Source organism: Mesorhizobium sp. WSM4836 (genome assembly GCF_055811815.1).
This window is the reverse complement of the sequence record NZ_JBVVQF010000042.1, coordinates 25,909-32,658: the sequence shown is the minus strand read 5'-3', so window position 1 is coordinate 32,658 and position 6,750 is coordinate 25,909. Positions and strand designations below refer to the sequence as shown.

At 56.9% G+C, this 6,750-nt stretch carries 6 protein-coding genes; 2 read left to right on the top strand and 4 right to left on the bottom strand.

The features are described 5' to 3' along the window. Window positions 1–164: 164 nt before the first annotated feature. Window positions 165–704 (top strand): hypothetical protein, encoded by a 540-nt coding sequence (locus AC0L2P_RS30405; RefSeq protein ID WP_473506759.1) that lies wholly within the window; start codon window positions 165–167, stop codon window positions 702–704. Here the strand turns inward: AC0L2P_RS30405 and AC0L2P_RS30400 are convergent. Next, the gene (locus AC0L2P_RS30400) at window positions 691–1,173 is read right to left on the bottom strand and encodes a hypothetical protein (protein WP_473506757.1); all 483 of its coding nucleotides are present in this window, start codon (window positions 1,171–1,173) and stop codon (window positions 691–693) included. The two genes, AC0L2P_RS30405 and AC0L2P_RS30400, sit on opposite strands and share 14 nt — an antisense overlap. A gap of 113 nt (window positions 1,174–1,286) precedes the next feature. Then, the gene (locus AC0L2P_RS30395; RefSeq protein ID WP_473506756.1) at window positions 1,287–1,697 is read right to left on the bottom strand and encodes a hypothetical protein; all 411 of its coding nucleotides are present in this window, start codon (window positions 1,695–1,697) and stop codon (window positions 1,287–1,289) included. A gap of 129 nt (window positions 1,698–1,826) precedes the next feature. Between AC0L2P_RS30395 and AC0L2P_RS30390 the strand changes: the two genes are divergently transcribed. Beyond that, a complete protein-coding gene (locus AC0L2P_RS30390; RefSeq protein ID WP_473506754.1) occupies window positions 1,827–3,104 on the top strand; it encodes an ATP-dependent Clp protease proteolytic subunit in 1,278 nt (425 codons plus the stop codon). Between the two features lie 287 nt (window positions 3,105–3,391). On the opposite strand, the gene AC0L2P_RS30385 is transcribed toward AC0L2P_RS30390, so the two are convergent. Both AC0L2P_RS30385 and AC0L2P_RS30380 read right to left on the bottom strand, forming a co-directional pair. Continuing rightward, window positions 3,392–3,739 (bottom strand): hypothetical protein, encoded by a 348-nt coding sequence (locus AC0L2P_RS30385; RefSeq protein WP_473506753.1) that lies wholly within the window; start codon window positions 3,737–3,739, stop codon window positions 3,392–3,394. 25 nt (window positions 3,740–3,764) lie between these two features. Then, complete coding sequence (locus AC0L2P_RS30380) at window positions 3,765–6,299, bottom strand: MBL fold metallo-hydrolase (protein WP_473506751.1); 2,535 nt, start codon at window positions 6,297–6,299, stop codon at window positions 3,765–3,767. Between the last annotated feature and the right edge of the window lie 451 nt (window positions 6,300–6,750).

The window sequence follows — 6,750 nt, the reverse complement described above, 5'->3', positions numbered from 1 at the left end:
CGATGATCTGCTCTTCAGAGAAGCGGCTGCGTTTCATGTCCTGGTCCTCTCGATGGGCCAGAACGAACTTCAAACCGTATTAGATCAGAGGGGCAAGGTCACCCTGGACCACCAGTTGTCAAACCCGATCACTACGCGCAAGTTGCGGTTTTTAGGAAAAAAGAATGAGAAAATTGTCGTTAGCCGGTTTGTTCATATTGCTTGTAGTGTTCGCCGGGGTCACCACAAGCTCGGCCGAGGAAGCGCAACAACCCAACATGGACTTTGCGAAGTCGCCATGCGCCGAAAAAGGGAAGCATGGGACAAAAGGCGTGGCTGCTAGGGTGTTTCCCAAATTGGGAGACAACAATCAATTGCGACTTGTTGATGAGCGTACTTCCTGGGAGCAAAACTTCCCCGCTCTAAGCACTGACAAATCGATCGAGTTCCTGATGGCGGGGGTCTACGATGCGTGGGCGATCTATTACACTCTGGAGGACAAAAAGGCCCTAATCCGAGGTTTCGCAGTCCAGTACGCCTTCGGCGACCTCGCCTCCAAATTTGCTCCAAGATGTCTGGTTTTCCCCGATGCACCCGAGAGAACAAATGTCGATAATATGGCCCCGATTGCCGTGCAGCTGTATCTCGCGGGATTGAAGAAAAAAGACAGCGGAACTGTGGAAGAAATGAGGGCGCGTCTTAAGAAACTCGTCAAGGAGAGGTAGCCGCCGTCACTTTGCTCTGAGCGATTGCCTCCAGGCCACTGCCAAAATCGGCGAGGTTCAAATCTTCCCTGTTTTTACTAAACCATCCACCGTATAGCTTCTGAAATTGGTCGGCCTCTGCAGAAAAATATGTCTCCGCAGACTTCTTGTCGCAGGCTTGGCTTTCGATGCAAATATTAAGCTGATTAAAGAAGTCGTTCATCACAAGCAATGCCTTGCGGAGATTATTTTCCTTATTCTCTTTTACGGAACTATCGACCATCAATGTCACGAGATGGTCTAACTCTTTCGAAGATATTCCACCAAAGTTTATGAGCCTAACTTGCTCTGCGTAAGGGAACCACGACGACACCAGTTGCTCACGGGAAGCGGCCACCCTGTCGGCCTGGTACAGCCGTATATACTCCAGGGTATTCTCCACTCGTTTTGCGGCGGCTTGATCCGCTTGCTGTAAAAAGAAAAATGGCACTCCGCCTGCGACCACAAGATACGAGACAGTCTCAAGAATGTCTTTGATAGCGGCCAGGTTCGGTCTGATGGTTCCGCTCCTACCGTTTCAAATAGGTCTTATCACGCGTGGATTCAACATTCTGGGATTGGAAGCCGGACAATGGCTTCTCCCCCTGCGCCCTTCTCCATCGTGGGCAGAATCGTCCCGTTGCCGATGCTTTTCACAAGGCAAGACAATTCAAGCTTGCTGAGCGCGATGATGCTATCCGGCGATGATGGGCCCGTCACCTTCTTCTTTATGCTTGGCACCGAGTTCGTGGCCGATCCGAGGAGCTCCTCCGCGGTGGGGATAACACGGGGGCATGCATCAAGGAAGATGACGAGCGGATCTTCGCTCGCCCGCAAATATTTTTCATAGTTCGCGACAAGGCAGTTCAGCCTGTCCGGGAGCACGAGAATATCCTTCTGAGTCGCGTTGGCAGCGCCTGCCGTCAAGGGGCTCGCAAGAGCGGCGATCAAGATAAAGCGAAGGGGCAAATTCATTCCCAATGACTCACGACAGATATTCATCAACATGGACTCGACAAAGCGAGATTGCGGATTTCGATACCTTATGCAAACAGAATTAGCGAGAATTTGCGTAGTCCTCCAAATACCCGGAGCGTTTGTCGAATGAACGTGACAGGCTTGCGTTTCCTGGCGTTCTTATTGACCGTATGCGTGAATGTCCCTGTCTCGTCCGCAATCGCAATGGACTTTACCCTGAGGAGAGAACTGGGGGTCGAGGCTGATGGCCATGTGTTTCCCGACATTGTCGCAATTGCTGCCAGCGGAGTGATCGAAGACGGGGACTCGGCAAAGCTGGCGGAAGTTCTGCCATTGGCGGAGCGGGATCAGTTTGGAAATGTGCGGGTTTATCTGGACAGTCCGGGCGGGAGCGTCAACGAAGCGCTGAAGATCGTCGCGCTCATGGACAAATACGAAGTGACAGCCGTAGTCGGCGATCGAGGGCAATGCTTGTCGGCTTGCGCATCCGTGATTTTCCTGTCGGCAAGAATTCATCTGATGATCGGCAACGCCAATCTCGGGTTCCACACCTGCCGCATAGGGTCCGGATTGGTAAGTCCGGAATGCAACAACCTCCTTAGCGCCGGCACATTGAATCGGGGCACAGATTTTGGCGCAACCGAAAGCTTTCTGAAAGCCGGCGCCGACAATGCCGAGGAAATGATCTACGTCGATTGGCGAGCAGCGGTTCTATGGGGTCTGCTTGGGCCACCCACGTACGATCCTACACTCGCCATACCCTCTTTCGATTGCGATCATCCTCAGTCGGACTTGCAGCGGGTTACGTGTTCAGATTTGAGGTTGTCTCGCTATGAAGCGTCCTATGCGAAGAGTTTGCGCGCTTTGGCCAAATTAAACGGCCAAGGACGATCTCAGTCTGAGAGTCGGCTAAGGCTAAGCTTGAAGCAGATTGCCGCGCATTGCGGGAAGTCATCCGACTGCTTTTTGTCCGAGTTCGGTAAGGCGCGGAAGGCAGTCCGGGTGGAACTTGTTCAGCGCTCGTTGGACACCCTTGTGCGTAAGATCGAGAGCCAGAAGCAGAGTGACTACGTTCGATCTATAGTAGGAAAATGTGATATCGCGTCGACCTGCGGCCGGGTCGACCTCTTGGATGCTCCTTTTGAATTTGCGCAGGCAAACTTCGCAAACCTGTTTGCCATGCTGTTCTTGGCGCAGGCCAAGGGCGAAACTCCGTCTCAGGGCTTCTCGAACCCCAAGGTTGGAACCTCGGATTGCGTTTTCTCCGATCTTTGCGATACGCGGATCAGGACAATGAATTGGGTGTGGTTATCCGATGCGGTAGCCAGAAAAGTTCCTCGCGCGCAAATCCATCAATTCATTGAGGACCGACGAGCGGCGATGCCGCCCCAGGAGCTTCAATGACGCTTCGGCATACGCTTGAAACCTGCCGATCATTCGATGAGATCAATGGTACTGCCGAGCGCCTCCGAGTATTTGAGGCTATGGCCGAGTCGGGGGCGATCTTCTATTCGGCAGAGCAGGCAAACGGATTATTGGGTCAAAAGCCGATATCGCGGAGCTCGCTTGTAACCCGTTCACGCCGCTGCAGCACGGGGGATTGCAGGTCCGATCCAACGCGCCCATAGTCGCGGGCCTTCGGCCGTCCTGAAGCTCAATTGCCGGCACTGTTGTGCGCTGAAAGCAGCGCCCTAGCCTTGCGACCAGTCAATCTCCTGGGTCTTGCGATTGACTGCTACGGTGCGCTCAAGATCGCCCGACTTTAGGTCAACGAGCTCCACGTCCGGCTCCAGCGGCTCGGCCGTCGCGGTCTCGTCTGCGGCGTTGTCTTCGCCGAGGAACTTGCTACGGAGCTGCCGGGTCGTCGGCATCACGGCGTCAACCTTGGCAGTGGCCATGCCCGCGGCTCCCTCGTCCGCCATCGCACGGCCATGCTTGGCGCCGAATGGTTTGGCCAGACCGGCCGGCGCGACGGCTTTCCAGCCCGGCATTTTCTTCTCGGCGATCTCGGCGGCGGTCAATTTCAGTTTGTTTGTCATCGGAGCCTCCTTGCCAGGCCTGAGATTACCACCCCAAGCCAAGACATGTGAACTGCTTGTAAAGCTTGCGTTCAACCGCAAGATCCCACAGCGCGGTTCGTCCGTGCGGGATATCCAATAGATAGGTATGCCGCGCATTAAACAATGCCTCAGCGGGTGAAATCCCCCTGCGAATCTCGTCCCAGAACGCGGCGTGCAATGGACCGCCAAAAAAGCCACCACCCGCGCCCGGTGAATAATGCACTCCTGTCGCGCCGACGAACGCACGCGCGCCCGCTTTCAGGATCGACAGCGCCATGGACCGTTCGACCATTCGCGGGGTTGGTTGCCCGTTGGACAAGAGGGCGGGGTCCGACACAGTCAGCGCACCCCAGCAACAGCCGGCGAAGGTGACGCCGATGCCCGACACCGGAAGTGAGGATATATCGATCGCCGCGAGGTTGCCGCCATCGTCTTCGCCCCAGAAGACCGTGCTGTTGCGATAGTCGCCGTGCAGCATGAAATAGGCGTATTCGCGAGCCGCGAGCTGGCGCTGCTGGGCCGACGGTTGTTGGGGGGAGGAGATTTGGACGGCTTCGTTGCCGGGGATGTTTGTATAGACGGCATCGGCAAACGGTCGCGCACTGTTACGAAGCCCGTACCGTCCAGCCTGTCCGATGCCGCTTTGCGTTAGCTGTGACAGGAAGAATGAGCCCAAGCGCGCGTCAGGAATGCGGCTTACCGGCAGCTCAGGCACGCCGTCCGGCTCGATATCGCCATAGACATCGTCGGACCAGACGATAAAGCCATCCTTGTCGCGTGCAATTAAATTGGCGGGAATGCGCGCGCGCAAATCCGGTCCGAGAGCGTCGATCCGCTGCGAGGGCACCACATCGTAGCCGCCGAGAATAATCACGCCTTTCGGCTTGCTTTCAAGCATTGCCAATCGCGTTTTCGTGATTAGCGCTGCGCCGGAGTAGTTGACGACACGATGGCCGGCGCGTTCCACAATCCGGATTGCGCGATCCGCGTCCTCACCAACGTTCTGCCTCAACTTCTCCGCATCGGTCACGAACAGCAACCGCGGCAACGCTCGGCCCGCTGCGAGCGCGTTGTCGTGACTTGGCGGTTGCGCGGGCTCGAGCTTCGGCGTGTCGCCCCCCGCTTGCCCGAGTGCCTTTTGTCTTGCCGGCTGATCATGCCGCGGTCGTGAGATCTCGATCGCACGGCCGTCGATGGATACGCGGCCGTCCGCATAGGGGATGCGGGCGAATGTGATGTCGATGAACTGCTCTGACGACGATGTAGTCGCAACACTTGGGCCGGCCGCCAAGGCCTGCTCGGCGACGGCCAGCTCGCCGGCCTCATCACTTGCGACGTTGGGCGTGAAGTCGTTTAATCGGCCCTGGCCCTCCATCTTGTTCTGTGCAGGATATATGGTGACCAGGCCATTGCGGTCCGTGCGCCCATACTGGAAGTCACGCTGCCGCGCGAGGCGTTTCAACAGCTCAAGCGTGCTCGCATCCGGATGCTTCGGATCGTTGAAACCGCCCGAATGCCCAAGCAGGGCCGGCCACTGCCATTCCGTGAGAATGTCCTGGTTGATGCCGTTGTGGCTGGTGTGATGCGGTAGCTTCGCGAAAACGAAAGGTCCGGCGCGCTTCACGCTGCCGCGGAGCTCGTGCACGAAGCTGTCGATCTCGGCAATTCCAGGTTCGGCGAACTGCATGTCGCCAGGCAGCAGGATGCGCGTATCCTCCGATCCGAACGTCAAGATGATGCTCTGGCAGTTCTTGGCCCACCCGATCTCGTGCGAGACCTCGTCGGCAGCATCGCTCTCGCTCGCCATCAAACGGAGATAGGTCTCGGCCGTGCTCTCGTTGGCGTCGGCAAAATCGGCCAGCAGATCGACCGCATCGCCGGATACGCGCTGAATCGTCTCGGCGCAATGCACCAGCTGGTCTGTTGTTGGCCCTAGGATCTGCATGCCGGAAGGGCTCATCGCATTGACGAGTGGATCCAAGCCATTGAGGCCGCGATAGCGGGTAATGTCGGCATTCCCAGCAAGCTTGACCAGCATGGCGTCGTAGCCGTCCTGCAGTAACGCCGAATCTGACAGGAACTCCTCGAGTGCAGGCCCGCGAAGATTCGAATGGTCTTCTTCGCTCAGCGCGGCGACGAGCCGTCTGATCCGTTCCGGCGCAGCGGTCACGCGGGCGTCGCTGCCGCCCTGGTCGTCGATCCCAAAGCCGAGCTTTTCGTCCGCGACCAGTGCACGATCGCACGTGACGATGTCCTCGGCGATTAGCTTCGGCAGACAGCCGATATGATCCTGATGACAGTGTGTCACCACCAGCAGATCGAAATGGTAGGGCGCCTGACTGCCTACAATCTGTGCGAGCTGGGTCGGAATCGACGGCCGGTATTCGTTGTCCTTCCAGTCGCCCGGGTGTCCGCCATCGATCAGGATCAACATTCCGCCGCACTCGACGACGATGCAGTCGCCGTATTTGGTGCGGCCCATATTGAGAAGGTGGCAGGCAAATGACTGGGCTTCGCGTCTCACCGGCCTTTCCGCCATGGACATTGTTCCTCGCTTACAGCTGCGCCACATTAAGGCCCAGTCTTCATCCAAGCGCAAGTATTGATGAAGTGTGTGACAGTTTTATAGGCATCGCGATGGTGCCTGTTGGCCGCGATGTCTATGTCTTCCCTTGGGTGGCACCAGAAGGCTCGACGCGCTTGCGGTCGCACTGCTCGCCAACAATTTCGAGGTGCTGCCGATTCCCACCAGCTGGAGAAAGGCGACTGTTTTCGTCAAGGTCTCCTGGACGCCTTGCAGTCAATGCTCACCGCCCTACCCACGCACCAGAGGAACTCAACGTCGAGCGGGTCCGGGTCGCTTTTTGACGTTGGGAAAAGGGGTTCGAGTCCAAACGCCGATGTGAATTTCGCCACAAAATTCAAGAAAATCCACTAGTAATGTATTGGTCGGCCCGGATGGCGTATTAAGGTCTTGATTTTATTTAGTT